Annotated in this window: 10 protein-coding genes; 1 reads left to right on the top strand and 9 read right to left on the bottom strand. The window is 71.9% G+C overall.

Translation table 11 applies throughout. The features are described from left to right. Positions 1-19 precede the first annotated feature (19 nt). The 8 genes from O1Q96_RS34060 to O1Q96_RS34025 form a co-directional block, all read right to left on the bottom strand. Positions 20-1,426 (bottom strand): hypothetical protein, encoded by a 1,407-nt coding sequence (locus O1Q96_RS34060; protein WP_269251815.1) that lies wholly within the window; start codon positions 1,424-1,426, stop codon positions 20-22. A gap of 216 nt (positions 1,427-1,642) precedes the next feature. Continuing rightward, positions 1,643-2,959, bottom strand: coding sequence for a GAF domain-containing protein (locus O1Q96_RS34055; RefSeq protein WP_419587080.1), 1,317 nt, complete (start codon positions 2,957-2,959; stop codon positions 1,643-1,645). A 377-nt stretch (positions 2,960-3,336) separates the two neighbouring features. Continuing rightward, positions 3,337-4,971, bottom strand: a complete 1,635-nt coding sequence (locus O1Q96_RS34050; RefSeq protein ID WP_269251813.1) for an acyl-CoA dehydrogenase family protein — start codon at positions 4,969-4,971, stop codon at positions 3,337-3,339. A gap of 79 nt (positions 4,972-5,050) precedes the next feature. Beyond that, the gene (gene sbnA / locus O1Q96_RS34045) at positions 5,051-6,037 is read right to left on the bottom strand and encodes a 2,3-diaminopropionate biosynthesis protein SbnA (RefSeq protein ID WP_269251812.1); all 987 of its coding nucleotides are present in this window, start codon (positions 6,035-6,037) and stop codon (positions 5,051-5,053) included. A 60-nt stretch (positions 6,038-6,097) separates the two neighbouring features. Further along, positions 6,098-7,165 carry a 2,3-diaminopropionate biosynthesis protein SbnB gene (gene sbnB, locus O1Q96_RS34040; RefSeq protein ID WP_269251811.1) on the bottom strand — a complete coding sequence of 356 codons (1,068 nt, stop codon included), beginning with the start codon at positions 7,163-7,165 and terminating at the stop codon, positions 6,098-6,100. Beyond that, positions 7,162-8,166 (bottom strand): TauD/TfdA family dioxygenase, encoded by a 1,005-nt coding sequence (locus O1Q96_RS34035; RefSeq protein WP_269251810.1) that lies wholly within the window; start codon positions 8,164-8,166, stop codon positions 7,162-7,164. The genes sbnB and O1Q96_RS34035 overlap by 4 nt, the downstream gene beginning before the upstream one ends. Before the next feature lie 104 nt (positions 8,167-8,270). Further along, positions 8,271-10,631: an amino acid adenylation domain-containing protein gene (locus tag O1Q96_RS34030; protein WP_269251809.1), complete on the bottom strand. Its 2,361-nt coding sequence runs from the start codon at positions 10,629-10,631 to the stop codon at positions 8,271-8,273. Between the two features lie 39 nt (positions 10,632-10,670). Continuing rightward, on the bottom strand, positions 10,671-13,166 hold the full coding sequence (locus O1Q96_RS34025; RefSeq protein WP_419586996.1) for a Pls/PosA family non-ribosomal peptide synthetase: 2,496 nt from the start codon (positions 13,164-13,166) through the stop codon (positions 10,671-10,673). 781 nt (positions 13,167-13,947) lie between these two features. Between O1Q96_RS34025 and O1Q96_RS34020 the strand changes: the two genes are divergently transcribed. Next, a complete protein-coding gene (locus tag O1Q96_RS34020; RefSeq protein WP_269251808.1) occupies positions 13,948-15,105 on the top strand; it encodes a YihY/virulence factor BrkB family protein in 1,158 nt (385 codons plus the stop codon). Positions 15,106-15,298: 193 nt separating this feature from the next. Here O1Q96_RS34020 and O1Q96_RS34015 read toward each other — a convergent pair whose 3' ends face one another. After that, positions 15,299-16,135 carry an NmrA family NAD(P)-binding protein gene (locus O1Q96_RS34015; protein WP_269251807.1) on the bottom strand — a complete coding sequence of 279 codons (837 nt, stop codon included), beginning with the start codon at positions 16,133-16,135 and terminating at the stop codon, positions 15,299-15,301. Between the last annotated feature and the right edge of the window lie 45 nt (positions 16,136-16,180).

The following is a 16,180-nucleotide window of genomic DNA, read 5'->3' as shown; positions in this document are numbered from 1 at the left end:
CGACCCCGGGTCGCGCGGGTCACTGCACCGAGCTGTCGACCGCCGACAGCGGGACCGCGTACAGCACGCGCTCCGGGATCACCGGCGGCTTCCACTCGTTGTCCTTGTTCGCCGCCCACTCGGTGAGCGTCCACAACTCGCCGGTCTCCTGCCAGTACGACAGCGACTCGGTGTGCTGCCCCCAGCAGGCGTACGACGTGCCGCCCGACCCGCACTGCGCGGCCTTGGCGACGCTCTCGTTCTGGCGCCAGAGCGTGCCGTGCTTGTCGCGGCTGCCCGGGGCGTAGCCGGTGTACCAGTTGGCCTCGCTCGCCCCGCTCGGTTTGTGCGAGAGGACGCCCTGGAGCCCGACGGCCTTGGTCTCGTACGCCTCGTCGGCGTTCACGATGTCACTGGCGTTGCTGCCGAGCAGGCCCGTGCGGTCGCTTGCGGTGCTGTAGTAGTAGCGCCAGAGGCGGGCCGGTTCCGTGCCGCCCGAACTGAACCACTCGTTCGCGACCAGGCTGTCCGGTGTCGAGGTGCGGTCCAGGGAGACCGACGCGAAACAGGGGCGGGCGTTGTCGTTGCTCGCGCTGCACGCCCCGCCGGTGAGGTTGTACGAGCCGATCGCCGGCATCACGTACTGGTAGCCGCGCGCCGACCAGCCGCCGCTCACCTTGCCGACCTCGGTGCTGTTGACGTCGGCCTGGAGGATGCGGTTCATGTCGAACACGAACAGGGCGTTGTCGTGGTCGGCGCCGTTCTTCGCGGTGACGATCAGCTTGTCCTGGTACCAGACCATGCCGCCGACGTGGGAGCGGACGGCTCCGAAGTCCTTGCCGCCGGACAGTGGGGCGACCAGCAGGACCCAGCGGTACCTGAGGTTCTTCGGGTCGTTCGCGTCGATGAAGGCGACCCGGGCGAGGCCCTTGTCGGCGGCCGGTTCGCCCGCCTTGTGGTCGTTGTGCGTCCAGCCGGCCAGGATGACCCGGTCGGTGCCCCACCTGCCGTCGTTGTCGGCGTCCCCGGAGGTGGTGACGGACTGGGGCAGCCACTTCTGCGTCGTGGCGTCCCCGCTGTCCCAGCAGTAGGCGCGGGTGGCGGCCGGTTCGACGGGCAGGGCCGCCGCCTCGGTGCCGGCGCAGTCGGCCTTGTTCCGCATCGGGTGGTTGGCGCTCTTGAGGACGGCGCCCACCCCGACGTTCCCGCCCATGCCGCTCTGCAGCGTGTCGAGCGTCGACTCGGCGACCAGGTTCTCGTGCAGCTGGAGCTTGTTGATCTCGGACGACGAGGTGAGCCGGGTCAGCGGTCCCGGATTGTCACTCCCCGCGGCCTGCGAGGTGCTGATGATGGTGGCGGCGGCGGTGAGGGCGAGGGCGGCTCCGGAGAGGGTGGCCCGCAGGACACGCCCCTTGTTTCGGCGGCGGTGTCTGCCTCGATACGTCATTGGTCCTCCCGTCGTCGGCCAACTGCCTCCTGTGATCCGGCGGTTGGGCCGGAGGCGGCGGATGTGGGGGGCCGTGGGATGGATGGTACGGCAGAGGGTGGCGAGCCGGGTCGAATACCCCGTAATAGGTAGGGATCGCGCCTGTCGATCAAAGAGGGCCGACGGGGCTGCGCGGTGGAGCCGGGCACGTCAGGGCCCCGCGCCGCCGCGAGGCCCTCACCCCGCGCGGTGGGCCGTTCGGTCCCCCTGTACCGGCCAGGTCCCCGCGGCCGCGGCGCGGGACCTGAGCACCCCCGGAGCCGTCGAGTGCGGGAGCGCGCCGAGCGGGGCGTCCGGCAGGACCACCCGCACCTCCGCCTCCTCGCAGAAACGATACGGCCGGTGTTCCAGGACGGCCCCGAGGTAGCGTCGTACGCGGGACATCTCGGCCCTTACCGTCACCGTGCGCGCCGGGTCGCCGAACATGTCGTCGGCCAGGCCCGCGGCACTGCGGCCGGTGCGGTGCAGGGCCAGCAGGTAGAGCAGTTCGGCGTGACGCGGGCTCAGTTCGTGGGTCCAGGTGCCCGCTCCGCCCGCCACGGTCACCGACCAGCGGCGCGGCTGCGTCAGGTCCAGCTCGATGCGGGTGGCGCCGCGCGGCGCGGACCCCTCGTCCGAGGCCCGCACGAGCCAGCCGCCGGGCAGCGGCTCCACCGAGCACAGGCCGAGCGAGGGCAGCCAGATCCGGTCGGAGCCGATGGTCGCGGGCAGCGCGAGCCGCTCCAGGTAGGGCATACCGGTGATCGCGGCCGTCCAGCCGTCCCGGTCGACGGCCAGGGCACGGCCGCCGATCCGGGCGAGGACCGGCGCGGCCACCGAGCGCAGCCGGTCCAGCGAGGCGAGATGCCGCTCCCGCAGGCGTGCCTCCGCGAGCTTGGCGACCGAGTCGACCCACGCGAGGGTCGCCGGATGCATCGTCTCCCAGGGCCCGCTGATGTCCACGACGCCGATCAGCCGTCCGTCCCGCGGATCGGTGATCGGCGCGCCCGTGCACGTCCAGGTGGCGTGCGTGCGGACGAAGTGCTCGGCGGCGAACACCTGGACGGGGCGGCGGACGACCGCGGGGGTGCCGACCCCGTTCGTGCCGACCACGTTCTCGCCCCAGTCCGCGCCCAGTTCGAAACCGAATCCGTCGGCCTTGCGCAGCACCGGACGGCTGCCCTCGCGCCACAGCACCCGGCCCTCGCCGTCCGCCACGACCATGATGTGCTGGGCGAGGTCCGCGACCGACAGCAGCCCCTCGCGCAGCACCGGAAGCACGTGCCGCAGCGGGGAGTCGCGCCGGCGCCGCTCGACCTCGTCGCGGCCGAGCAGCCCGGCGCGGAAGTCGTGGTCGGGGTCGACACCGCTGCGGAGCATGCGCCCCCAGGACTCGCCGATGACCGGCCGGGGACCGAGCGGCGCCGGCTGGCCGGACAGTGTCGCGTCGCGCACCTCGTCGAGTACTCGCGCCGCCCTTGCTGTGTCGACGGCGGCCAGCCGCGTGACGTCCATCGGCGAATGCGCCACTGTGTCCTCCCGAAGGGCCTGAGCGGACAACCGGTCCCGGGCCTCGCGGCCAGGGGACCCAAGGCCCGTACCGACGGCACGTCTGCCGGTGCCGTCCGTCCGTTCATAGTGCCGTCTGTCCGTCGCGGAGGGCGACACTCCGGACACGAAGCGAAGATTTCACGCGGGGTGGGGAGAGGTTGCAACCCCCTGCAACTCTGGTGAACGGGCGCGGGCGGGCCAAGACTTGACGCGACGCCGCCGTGCGCGGCGTGCGTGCTCCGCTCAACGGGGCCGGGCACCGGGGGTGGTGCCGTGTCGGCGCAGCACCACCCCCGTGCCGTACGCCTGTTGACGGCACCGCTCACGGGTGGGACGGGCGGTCAGGAGACGGGGCGTGCCCGCTCCACGATCGCGGCCAGGTCGAGCGTGTGCGGCAGCGTCCCCAGCGACGACCCCCAGTCCCCGCCGAGGCGCGACGCACAGAACGCGTCGGCGACCTCGGGCGGCGCGAAGCGGACCAGCAGCGAACCCTGCAGCACCACGGCGATCCGCTCGACCAGCCGCCGGGCGCGCCCCTCGACGCCGCCCAGATCGGCCAGTTCGGTCAGCAGGTTCTTGATCGCGCCGTCCAGGCGGTGATCGGCGCCGCGGGCCCGGCCGACCTCCTGGAGATACGCGTTCAGCGCCTCCGGCTCCCGCTGGAGAGCCCGCAGCACGTCGAGGGCCTGGATGTTGCCCGCGCCCTCCCACACGGAGTTGAGCGGCGACTCGCGCAGCAGCCGCGGCATGCCGGACTCCTCCACGTACCCGTTGCCGCCCAGGCACTCCAGGGCCTCCGCCGCCACCGGGGTGCACCGCTTGGTCACCCAGTACTTCGCCGCCGGCACCGCGAGCCGCAGGAACGCCCGCTCCTGCTCGCCGCCGTCGTCGTACGCGGCGGCCAGACGCAGCGCGAGCGTCGTCGCCGCCTCGGACTCCAGGGCCAGGTCCGCCAGCACGTTCCTCATCAGCGGCTTGTCGACCAGCCTGCCGCCGAACGCCTCGCGGTACGTGCAGTGGTGCACGGCCTGCGCGACGGCCTGACGCATCAGCCCCGCCGAGCCGAACACACAGTCCAGCCGGGTCGCCGCCACCATCCCGATGATGGTGCGCACCCCCCGCCCCTCGTCGCCCACCCGGCGCGCCCAGGTCCCGTCGAACTCGACCTCGGCCGACGCGTTCGACCGGTTGCCCAGCTTGTCCTTGAGCCGCTGGATCAGGAACACGTTGCGTGTGCCGTCCTCCAGGATCCGCGGCACCAGGAAACACGTCGGACCGCCCGGAGCCTGCGCCAGCACCAGGAAACCGTCCGACATCGGCGCCGAGCAGAACCACTTGTGGCCCGTCAGCTCGTACGTCCCGTCCTGAGCCAGCGGCCGCGCCGCCGTCGTGTTCGCGCGGACGTCGCTGCCGCCCTGCTTCTCCGTCATGGCCATCCCGAAGAGCACCCCGGCCTTCCGGGCGGCCGGCCGCGGGTCCGGGTCGTAGACCAGGGACGTCAGCCGGGGCTCCCACTCGGCGGCGAGCGCCGGGTCGGCGCGCAGCGCGGGCACCGCCGCGTGCGTCATCGACAGCGGGCAGCCGTTGCCCGCCTCGACCTGGCTCCAGACCACGAAGCCGGCCGCGCGCCGCACATGCCCGCCGGGCCGCGTCCACGCCGCCGTCAGACCGGCCGACACGCCCTTGCCGAGGAGCCGGTGCCACGACGGATGGAACTCGACCTCGTCGAGGCGCTCCCCGTAGCGGTCGTGGGTGCGCAGCCTCGGCGGATTCTCGTTGGCCAGCTCCCCCCACTTCTGGACCTGCGCGGATCCGGAGGTCCGCCCGAGCGCCGACAGCTCGTCGCGGGCCTCGTCGAGCAGCGGGGCGTCGAGATGCCGGTCGACCGCCTCCACGAGGGCCCGGTCGGCACTGAAGAGGTCGTACGAGACCAGCGGCGGAGCCTGGTTGGTCACGGTGTGGGTGCTGGCTGCCATGTCAGCGAACCTACCCGCGGCGCGGCGATCGTCACCAAACTCCCGCGGCACCTCCCGTACGCCAGGGCCCGCCCCCTGGTCAGGCCGGGCGCGAGAGCGCGGCCAGCGTGTCGGAGCCGAGCGTGTCCTCGCCGCGGACGCCCGCCGTCCAGCCCGGGCTGTGCACGGTGTCGAGGTAGCGCTCGCCGAGGTCGGGGGCGATCGCCACCGACGTGAGGTCCCGGCGCCCGTGCCGGGCCATCCAGGTGGACGCCCCGCTCACCACCGTGCCGGTGGAGCCGCCGAACAGGAATCCCCGGGCGGCCAGCCGGCGGCAGACGCGCACGGTGTCCGGCTCCTCCACGTGCACCACGTCGTCCACGTACGACGCGTCGAGCAGCGGCGGCCGGATGCCCATGCCCAGGCCGGGGATCTTCCGGGGGCTCGGGGGCCCGCCGAAGGTCACCGAGCCGACGCTGTCCACCGCGACGATCCGCACCCGGCGCCGCCACTGCCAGAACCAGCGTGCGCAGCCCATCAGGGTGCCGGTCGTGCCGGCCCCGACGAACAGCACGTCCAGGTGCGGGAAGCGGCGGGCGATGGCCGGTGCCGTGGTGCGGTAGTGCGCCCGCCAGTTGCCCTCGTTGGCGTACTGGTTGAGCCAGACGTACCGGTCGTCCGAGGCGCACACCGCGCGCACGTACGCGATCCGGGCGCCCAGGAGGCCGCCGTGCAGGGCGGGTTCGCCCACCACGTGGACCAGGCTGCCCAGTGCCTCCATCATTCTCCGGGTCGCCGGATTGCAGCGCGCGTCGGTCACGCACAGGAACCCGTAGCCGCGGCTCGCGGCGATCACGCTCAGCGCCACGCCGAGGTTCCCGGACGACGACTCGACCAGGACCGAACCCGGCCGCAGGACGCCGTCGCGCTCGGCGGCGTCCACCATCTCGGTCGCCGCCTTCATCTTGATCGATCCCGCGAAATTGAACCCCTCGCACTTCAGGAAGAGCGGCAGCCCCAGCGTCGCCCGCAGGTCGACGTAGAGCTCGTCCTCGTTGAACTCCGAAGGATCGGAAATGACGGGCATGATGTCCCCCCTCTTTCATGCGGCGCCGTGCCGCTTCCCGTGCGGCACGGCGCCCGCCGGTCAGCCGTACCGGCGTAGCTCGTGGAAGAAACCGTCGATGACGTGCGGCTCGCCCCGCCGGGCCACCTCGTCGTGGACGAACTTGCCGACCGCGAGGTCCAGGACCCCGAGGCCGAAGGGCGAGAAGACCACCGTCCGGTCCGCCGGGACGCTCACCCGCCCGGCCAGCACGTCGTCCAGCGTGCCGTCGATGAAGTCCCGCCCGCCGGTGAGGCGTTCGGCCAGGTGCGGTGAGGTCTCCGCCTTCAGGCAGTGCTCGACGTCGTCCACGAAGTTGGCCGAGTCGAGCAGGATCCCGGGCGCCAGGTCGCGCAGCGACACGTGCAGCACCAGCGGGGCGTGGGCGAACCAGCCGGGGTCGTGGAGGTGCGGTTCGCCCGCGACGGTGGCGAAGACCAGCAGGTCACTGGAGCGGACCAGCGACTCGGCACCGTCGTGCACGGTGATCCGGCCCTTGGCGCCCGACCGTTCCAGATAGCCGCGGAAGCCGGCCGCGCTGTCCGGGTGCAGGTCGTACACCCCGGTCTCCTCGAACGACCAGCCGGTGGCGGCCAGATGGGTGTGGATGTAGCGGGCGATCAGACCCGTACCGACGAACCCGACGCGCACCGGCCGGCCGCGGCCGCGGCTGAGCCGGTCGGCGGCGAGGGCCGCGGAGGCGGCCGTCCGGGTGGCGCTGATGATCGAGCTCTCCAGGCAGGCGAACGGATAGCCCGTGTCGTGGTCGTTGAGGATCAGCACGGCCGAGGCGCGCGGCAGGCCGCTCGCCGTGTTCCCGGGGAAGCTGGAGACCCATTTCAGGCCGTCCACCCCCACCTGCCCGCCGATCGAGGCGGGCAGCGCGATGATGCGGGACGACGGGCGGTCCGGGAAGCGCAGGAAGTACGAGGGCGGGTTCACCGAGTCGCCCGCTCCGTGCAGCCGGTACACGGCCTCCACGAGGTCCACGATCTCGGACTCCCGCCCCTCCAGGGCCTGTTGGACCTGGGTGCCGGAGATGACGGAGAACGGGGGAGCCGTGAGCGCCCCGGGTGCCCCGGTGGGCTGTGCCGTCGCGTCGGTGGTCATGCGGTCCTCGCTTCGGTCGTCGCGGTGCAGTCGGTCAGCCGGACCGGGTCGGCCAGTGCGGCGAGCACCTCGCGCGGGCCCTCGAAGGGCTCCCTGCCGTGCGCGGTGCGGATGTTGTCGACGAGCATCAGGTCACCGGAGTGCCACGGCGCGCGCACGGTGTGGGCCTCGTACACCTCGTTGATCAGCCGGACGACGTCCTCGCCGATCGGATCGCCGTTGCCGTAGCGGGTGTTGAAGGGCAGTCCGTCCGGGCCGTAGACGTCCACCAGGTACTCCCGCACCTCGGGGTCCATCGTCCACTCGTTGAGGAAGGCGATCTGGTTGAACCAGCAGGGCCGTCCCGTGACGGGATGGCGGACCACCGCGCCGCGGCGCTGCCGGGTGCGCAGGGAGCCGTCGCCCTGCCAGGCGAAGTCGATCGCGCGGGTACGGCAGTAGCGCTCGACGGCGGCGCGGTCCTCGGTGCCGAAGGCCTCGGTGAGTGTCGCCCCTATCTCGTCGTTGTACGTCCGGGTCAGCAGCCACCCCTCCCGCGCGAACCGTTCCGTGAGCCGGGCGGGCAGCGCGTCGAGCACGGCGTGCGCGTCGGCGAGCGCGGTGGCTCCGCCGCCGGCCGGCGCGTCGAGGCACGCGAACAGCATGAGTCCGGGGAACTCCAGCGCGTAGCTCAGCTCGTGATGCATGCACATCTGCTGGTTCGGCGGCCACTTGGAGGAGGAGTACACCCCGTCCGCGTACGTGCGCCGGGGCGCGAAGGACTCCAGGTCGGGCATCAGGCCGGTGGCCAGCCGCCGGAAGACGGCCGCGGTCGTGTCCGGGTCGCGCAGGCCGAGCCCGCGGACCAGGACGCAGCCGTGCTCGGCGACCACGGCGCGCAGCGCGTCGCGATGTCCGGCCGCCCAGCCCGCCGTGTCCCCCGCCGCGTCGGTGCGCAGGATCGGAGGGCTTTCGGGACGCAGGTCGACGTCGCGCAGCAGCGTCGCGGATGAGAACGTCATCGTGTGGTTCCTCTCGGTCTTGCCGTGTTCAGGCCGTGCGGGGGTGCGTGTGTGGTCTTCGGTCCGCTGCCGGGCCGGGTCCTCGACCCGGCCCGCGGCCCGGCTCAGGAGGGCTCCCGGCCCGGGCCGTCGAGCAGCGCCGCCAAGTCCGCGAGGACCGGGTGGCGGGTGACGTCCTTGAGGGTGATCGCCCGGTCCAGGGCGACCGCCAGCTTCACCGCCGCGAGCGAGGTGCCGCCGCGGTCGAAGAAGTGGTCCCGGGGGCCGAGCCGGTCCCGGGGGATGCCCAGCACCTCGGCCCAGGCGGCCGCCATGCGCCGCTCGTTCGCCGTGGCGGGAGCGTGCGGGCGGTCCTCGGCGGGGGAGCCGCCCCCGGCGGCGCCGGTCTCCTCGGCGAGCACGGTCAAGGCCTTGCGGTCGGTCTTGCCGTTGGCGGTCAGCGGCAGGCCCTCGCGCCAGTGGACGGCCGAGGGGACCATGTACGCGGGCAGCGACGCGGCCAGCCGCTCCCGCACGGCCCCGGATCCGAGCGGCTCCGGCCCCGTGCAGAACGCCACCAGCCGTGTGCCCCCCACGACCACCACGGCGCCGTCCCGGACCCCGGGCACCCGAAGCAGGGCGTTCTCGATCTCGCCGATCTCGATGCGGAAGCCGCGGATCTTCACCTGGCTGTCCCGGCGGCCGAGGAACTCCAGCTTGCCGTCGGGCAGCCACCGCCCGTGGTCCCCGCTGCGATAGAGCCGCTCGCCAGGCCGGTACGGGTCGCCGGTGAACGCCGCCTTCGTGCGCTCCGGGTCGTTGACGTACCCCCGGCCGACACAGACCCCGGAGAAGACGATCTCGCCGGGCGCGCCGAGCGGTACGGGACGCAGGTCCTCGTCGACGACGTACACGCGCACGTTGGCGACCGGCCGCCCGAGCGGCACCCGGTCCTGGTCCGGCACCCGTGACATGACCTCGTGGTTGGTGTCGTCGGAGGTCTCCGTCAGCCCGTACGCGTTGACCAGCCGGATCGCCGGCTCGGCCGCGAACCAGCGCTGTACGAGTTCCTTCTTCACCGCCTCCCCGGTGACCGACACACAGTGCAGGTCCGGCAGTTCGCGCGGCCGCTGCTCCAACTCGGCCAGGACCGCTTCGAGATAGGACGGGACGACCTGGAGCACGTTGACCCGCCCCGCCGCGATCGTGTCCACGAACCGCGGGACGTCCAGGATCACCTCCTGTGCGACCAGCAGGGTCCGGCCGCCGACCAGGAGCGCGCAGACCAGCTGCCACAGCGAGATGTCGAAGCACTGGGGCGCGGTCTGCGCGACCACCTGCCCCTCGCCGACGCCGAGGTCGTCGAGCTTGGCGTGGACGTGGTTGAGGAAGCCCGCGTGCTCGCACATCGCGCCCTTGGGCTCGCCGGTGGAGCCGGAGGTGAAGTAGATGTAGGCGAGGCGGTCCGCCGCGACGGGGACCCCGAGGTCGTCGTCGGGGTGGTCCTCCGCGTAGGCGGTGTCGACGTGCAGCGTGCGGGCGCCGGTGCCGGACCGGTCCAGCGTGGCGGTGCTGCCGTGTTCGGTCAGGACGAGTCCGCAGTCGGCGCGTTCCAGCGTCGCCCTGATGCGGTCGGCCGGGAAGTGCGGCTCGACCGGCAGATAGACGCCGCCCGCCTTGAGGACCGCGAGGACGGCCGCCATCCAGTCCAGGTCGCGTTCCATGACCACGGCGACGACCCCTTCGGGGCGCAGTCCGCGGGCGAGCAGCGCCCGGCCGAGCCGGTTGGCGCGCGAGTTGAGTTCCCGGTAGGTCCACTGCCGGTCTCCCTGGACCGCGGCGACGGCGTCCGGGTGGGCGGCGGCCCGCTCCTCGAAGAGCTCGTGGACCCGGCGGTCCGGCAGCTCGCGGTGCGGACCGGCCAGCCCGTCGAGCTGGAACCGGAGTTCGTCGCCGCTCAGCAGACTCTGCCGGTCGTGCTCGGCGTCGGGGTCGGCGGTGAGCAGGGCGAGCGCGGTGAGGTGGTAGCCGGCGACCCGGGCGGCGGCGTCGGCGTCGAGGACGTCGGTGCGGTAGCGCAGACGCAGGGTGTGGTCCTCGACGCGCACGTGCAGCACGGTGTCCTCGGGGACATCGCCGCCGTACGGATCGAGCACGGCCGCGAAGGGGACCGGTCCGCCGCCCGCCTCCCGCTCGGGCGGGGCGCCGGCCGGCCGGTCGGCGGCCTCCCGCGCCGCCAGGTCCGCCCGGGTCAGCAGGTCGCGCCACGGGCCGGGGCCGACGGCCAGCCGGCGGAGCAGCGGCGGTACGCCCTTCGCGGCGACGTAACCGGTGACGACCTCGCGTTCACCGGACAGGGCCGCGAGGACCTTGGCGTGTGCGGCCAGGAGCGCGGGCGGCTCCGTCACCAGGCCGTCGGGCAGCGGTACTTCGTACTCCGCTGTGCCCGGTTCCGGAGCGAGCGTCCACCTCGGGATCGTGTCCATTGTTGTTCCCCCCTGTGCTTCGTGTGTGCTGTGCGTCCGTCAGCCGCGCCGCAGCGCGACCGCCGGATTTCCGCCCCAGTGCGCCCCCGGCGGTACCTCCTCTCCCTTCATCAGGAAGGAGTCGGCGGCGAGCACGGCGGCGTCCCCCACCGACGCGCCGTAGTGGACGAGCGCGCCGACGCCGAGCGTGACGCCGTCGCCGATCTCGATGTGGTCGGACTTGAAGGTGCCGTCCTCCTGGGAGTGCGCCTGCACCTTGGAGTGCGCGCCGAGCGTGGCGTCGCTCCCGACGGCGGTGAGCGTGCGCTCCGTGATGGAACAGCCGTCGTCGAAGACCCTGCGGCCGATACGGACCCCGAGCAGGCGCCAGACCAGGTTCTTGAACGGGGTGCCGTTGTAGACGCTGATGTGCCGGTCGGGGATCTTCCACAGCCGCTCCTGATGCCAGAAGAGCGGGTCGTAGATGGAGTGCAGCCGGGGCTCCAGGGGCCGGAACCGGCACAGCAGCCGCTCCACCAGCACGTAGTAGCCGGTGGTGAACAGCAGGCCGGCCATCATGGACGCGCCGATCAGCAGGCCGCCGACGGTGCCGTGCTCCCCGTACAGGTCGAAGGCGGCGAAGCCGAGCACCGTGAGCGCGAACCAGTCCAGCCACCGGATGAACAGGAACAGGGCGACCGTGCGGAGGTTGTGCCGGTTCTTCGCGCCGAGGCGCCGGCGCAGTTCGTCGCCCTCGCGGAGGTGGTCGAAGCGGGTGTCGCGCTCGACCGTCCTCGGGATCTCGAAAGGCGGTGAGCCCAGCAGGCCGACCCCTTCACGGATCTCGCCGTCCAGCGGAACCATGACCTTCGTGGCGAGCAGGCAGTTCTCGCCCGTGCGGCCCCCCGCCGGATAGGCGATGTGGTTGCCGAGGAAGTTGTGCGGCCCGATCGCGGTGCGGGAGACGCGGAACGACGTACCGGAGAACTCGGCGTTCATGATCGACAGTCCGTCGGCGACCATCGTGCCGCGGCCCACGGAGGACAGGTACGGCGTCTCGTGCGCCACCGCCGTACCGAAGTTCGAGCCGGTCTGCTCGACGTGCGAGAGGTCGTACCCGATGGCCCGCAGATAGTGGACGACGTACGAGCTGTCCCCGCACAGCCACAGGAAGAACTTGGCGTTGGTCAGGCGCGCCACGGCACGCTGCGCCGAGTAGTGGAGGCCGTAGAGCGGATAGACCCGGTCCGGCCGGACGACCAGGCCGAGCAGCCTCGGCAGCACCGTCACGGTGGCGAAGCCCACCAGGATGAAACCCACGAACAGCGCGAGCGACAGGCCGAGCGCCTCGACGTAGAACCGTCCCGTCGTCACGTGCCGGGCGTCCCGGTCGAGCAGCACGTCCAGTGCGGGCGCCAGCGTCAGCAGCATGTACGTGCCCCCGATGAGGAGCGGTACGCCGACGAAGAGCGTCTGGAGCACGGTGGCCAGGCCGTAGCCCACCCGGCGCGCGGTGCCGCACTCCGCCGCGGGCACCCGTACGTGGTCCACGTCCGTGCGCTGGGCCGGGGAGCCGTGCCACCGCTGCCCGGCGGGCACCGCCGCGCCGTCGTACAGCGCGGACGAGTGGCCGAGCTGCGATCCGTCGCCCATGGACGTGCCGATGTCGAGGACCGTCTTCTCGCCGACGAACACGTCCCGGCCGAGGGTGACCGGGCCGGTGCGTATCCGCCCCGCGTGTGCCTGGTAGCACAGGAAGTGGGAGTCCTTGCGGATCACCGTGCCCGCGCCGACGGTGAACAGGTCCGTGCAGACCGGGACGGACGGCGACAGGATCGTGACGCCCTTGCCGATGCGCGCGCCCAGAGCCCGCAGGTAGAGGACGTAGAGCGGATTGCCGACGAACAGGACCATCGGATTGGCGCGCAGCAGTGCCTTGACGGTCCAGAAGCGCAGGTACGTCAGGCTCCAGACCGGGAACTCGGTGGCGGTCCACCGGCCGACGAGCACCCACTTGGCCACGACCGGCACGGTGCACAGACCGACGAAGAGGGCGCCGCCGAAGCCGGCCGACCGCAGGTAGACGTCCAGGAGACCGTCCGCGCCGGAGACCCACTCGTACCCCCGCACGGAGACGAGTCCGGAGAGCAGGCAGTACGCCGCGAAGACCAGGAACTGGAGTGCCCCGCACAGGACGTACCGTGCGGTGCCGGCCCGCACGGGAGGCGCGGCCGGTTCGGGCGCGGTGCCGGGGATCTGGGCCGGGACCTCGGCGAGCGCCGCCGCCAGGCCGCGGATCGTCGGATGGCCGTAGACGTCCCGCATCGACACCGGCGGCAGGTCGGGCCGCTTCCTGACCCGGGCGCAGAAGTGCGCCATCACCAGGGAATTGGCCCCGAGGTCGTCGAAGAAATGGCTGTCGACCGGCACTTCGTCGACCCGGACGACGCCGGCGAGCACCTCGGCGAGGACGTGTTCGGTGCTGTTCACCGGGGCGCGGGCGGCCGGGGCGCCGGCCGGAGCGGCTGTCGTGACCTCGCCGGAATTTCCCACCACTTGATCTCCTTGCGACGATTGCCGTGCATGCGGACTGTTCGGAGTGTTCGAAGCTCCGGTGGGGAATACGAAGAAAATGCGCTCGCAGTTTCAAGGCGCAGCCGAAATAGGGACACGCGATGCGTGGATGACCAGAGTGGTTCCGGCGTGCCCTGAGGAAAGTCGGTGCCGGAAGAGAGAATGGTGCCCATGTGCGAGAGGAGAGATACGAGAAGAAGTTGTTTCCGGAGTGAGTGAAGTGGCCGCGTCGAATGGTGCAGTGCAGCACGGCATGATCCGCGTGGTTCCCACGCGGATCACGGGTTACGCGGCTGTGTTGGGCCCTGTTCAGGGCCTTCTGAGTCCCCCGTGTCGTGGTGCCACCGAGCCCTTCTCGCGGCGCTCAGCGTAATGCAATCCGAATTGTTTCGGTGTGCTCATGAACGGGTCAAGGGCGTTTCGGTCAATGGCTGCTTATCGCTGTTTGGCGCCTTGTCGGCCCTCATACCGAAGCGAGTCATCCGTCCGTATCACCGGGGAACTCACTTTATGGGCGGTGTATGTGCCGTCACCTCTTCCGCTTCTGGAACACCCATGATTCGGCCAACGAGGGCATGACAGAAAAAGGGTTCGATTTCTCTTTACGATTAATGTCGGGTTGCCGCTGCTTTTCCGTCGTGTGACGGAACCGGAGGGCGAACACGCCGGAACGTGAGGGGTGTCGTGCGGCCCGTGGGCACGTCCGCCCCGGCCGGGGCACCGGGGGATGAGTGCACCCGCGCCTGGCGGATACCTTTAGGACGTGCAGCCAGCAACAAGTGAACCCCCTCAGAGGACGTCCGGCCGTCTCCACCGGGCCCGTGCCCTCTACCGGAACGTCTCCAAGCGCAGGACCGCCTGGCTGCTGATCAAGGACACCGTGAACTCGTGCATCGAGTACCGGATCCTCGGACTCGCGGCGGAGGCGGCGTTCTTCACGCTGCTGTCCGTGCCACCGCTGCTGCTCAGCATGCTCGGCCTGCTGGTCTACGTCGACGACTGGACCGGCACCGACACCATCGTCAGCGTGGAGACCAACCTCCTGGAGGCGTCCCGCACGATCCTGACCGACAAGGGCGTCACGCAGATCGCCGAGCCCGTCCTCCACGACGTGATGGAGGGCGGCCGCCCCGACGTCATCTCACTGGGCTTCCTGTTCGCCCTGTGGTCGGGATCGCGCGCGGTGAACGTCTTCATCGACACCATCACCGTGATGTACGGCCTCGACGGGGTGCGGGGCATCGTCAAGACCCGGCTGGTGGCCTTCCTGCTGTTCATCGCGGCGCTGCTGATCGGCTCCGTCGCGCTGCCGCTGATGGTCGCGGGCCCCGACGCGGTGGTGAACATCGTGCCGTGGTCGACGACCGTCGTACAGGTGCTGTACTGGCCCGTCGTCATCGTGCTGTCCGTCGTCTTCCTGACGACGCTGTACCACGTGTCCGTGCCGGTGCGCTCGCCGTGGATCGAGGACGTGCCCGGTGCCCTCATGGCGCTCGGCATGTGGGTGCTGGGCAGCTTCCTGCTGCGCATCTATCTGACGAACACCGTGGAGGGCCCCACGATCTACGGCTCGCTGGCGGCGCCCGTCGCCGTACTCCTGTGGATCGGCGTCTCGGCCTTCGCCGTCCTTGTGGGCGCCGCCGTCAATGCCGCGATCGACCGTGTCTGGCCGGCCGCCGCCACCGCCGCCGCCCGTGCCGTCAACGAGCGGCTGCGCGCCGAGCAGGCCGCCGACCTCGTGGCCCGCGCCGCCGCGGCCCGGGCCGCCCACGCCGAGGACGACCCCGACGACCCGGACATGCCCTCCGAGTTCCCGGAGCGCTGGTCCCGCTTCCTGCCCCCGGAGGACGTGTCCTCCCGGCTGCGGACCCACGCCAAGACCACTCCGAAGAACGGCGACGAGACGCCCCCGCCGCAGTGACGGGGCGCTCGAGCCCGGGTGCCGGCGCGGCCGTCGCGCTGGCTGACGGAACGCGGCACACGGCACGGCGCATGGAACGCGGCGCACGGCGCGCGGCACACGTTCACGGAACGTCGTCGCGGACACGGGACACCCCCGCCGCGGTCACCGTGACGAGGGTGTCGGGAACTTCCCGGCAGTACGCCGCCGCGCGTCAGACCTTCCACACGCCGGCCGCGGCGTGCTCCCGCGCGAAGTCCGCGAAGTCACGGGGCGCGCGGCCGAGGACCTGGCGCACCACGTCCGTGGTCCGCGCGTTGTGGCCGTCGAGCAGTCCGTCGAAGACCTCCTCCATGAACGCCACCTCCTCGGCGGGCAGCCCGAACCCGGCCAGGGCGGCGCCGTACTCCTTCGTGGACACCGGCGTGTACCGGATCTCCCGGCCCGCCGCGGCGGAGATCTCCGCCATGGCCTCGCGGAAGGTCAGCAGCCGCGCCCCCGTGATCTCCAGGGTTCGCCCCACGTACGAGGAGTCGGTCAGCGCCTTCACCACGACCTCCGCGAGGTCGCGCGCGTCGATGAACGGCACCGGCACCTCGCCCGCCGGGAACACGAACTCGCCGCCGCGCACACCCTCCAGCAGCAGGCCCTCGCTGAAGTTCTGGAAGAACCAGTCGGCCTGCACGACGGTCCACTCGGCCCCCGACTCGCGCAGGGCCCGCTCGGTCGGCTCCGCCTGGCGCTCCCCGCGCGCCGACAACAGCACCAGGCGGCGTACGCCGAGATCCTGGGCCCGCCGGGCGAAGGCGGCGATGTTCTCGGCCGCCCCCGGCGCGCCGATGTCCGGCGTGTAGGCCAGATACGCCGCGTCGGCGCCGCGCAGCGCCTCGTCCCACGTCGAGGGGTCGTACCAGTCGAAGCGCACGTCGCCGCTGCGTGAAGCGGCCCGCACGCCGAGTCCCGCGGCCCTCGCCGCCTCAGCCACCTGACGCCCCGTCCTGCCCGAGGCCCCCGTCACCAACACCGTCTCGTTCCGCGTGTTCTGCGTCATGGGTCCAGTCAACGGCCGCGCGCCGCAAGGGAACATCCTGGAACC

Origin of the sequence: Streptomyces aurantiacus (assembly GCF_027107535.1) — a bacterium.
GTDB lineage: Bacteria > Actinomycetota > Actinomycetes > Streptomycetales > Streptomycetaceae > Streptomyces.
This window is presented reverse-complemented; position numbering and strand designations above follow the sequence as displayed.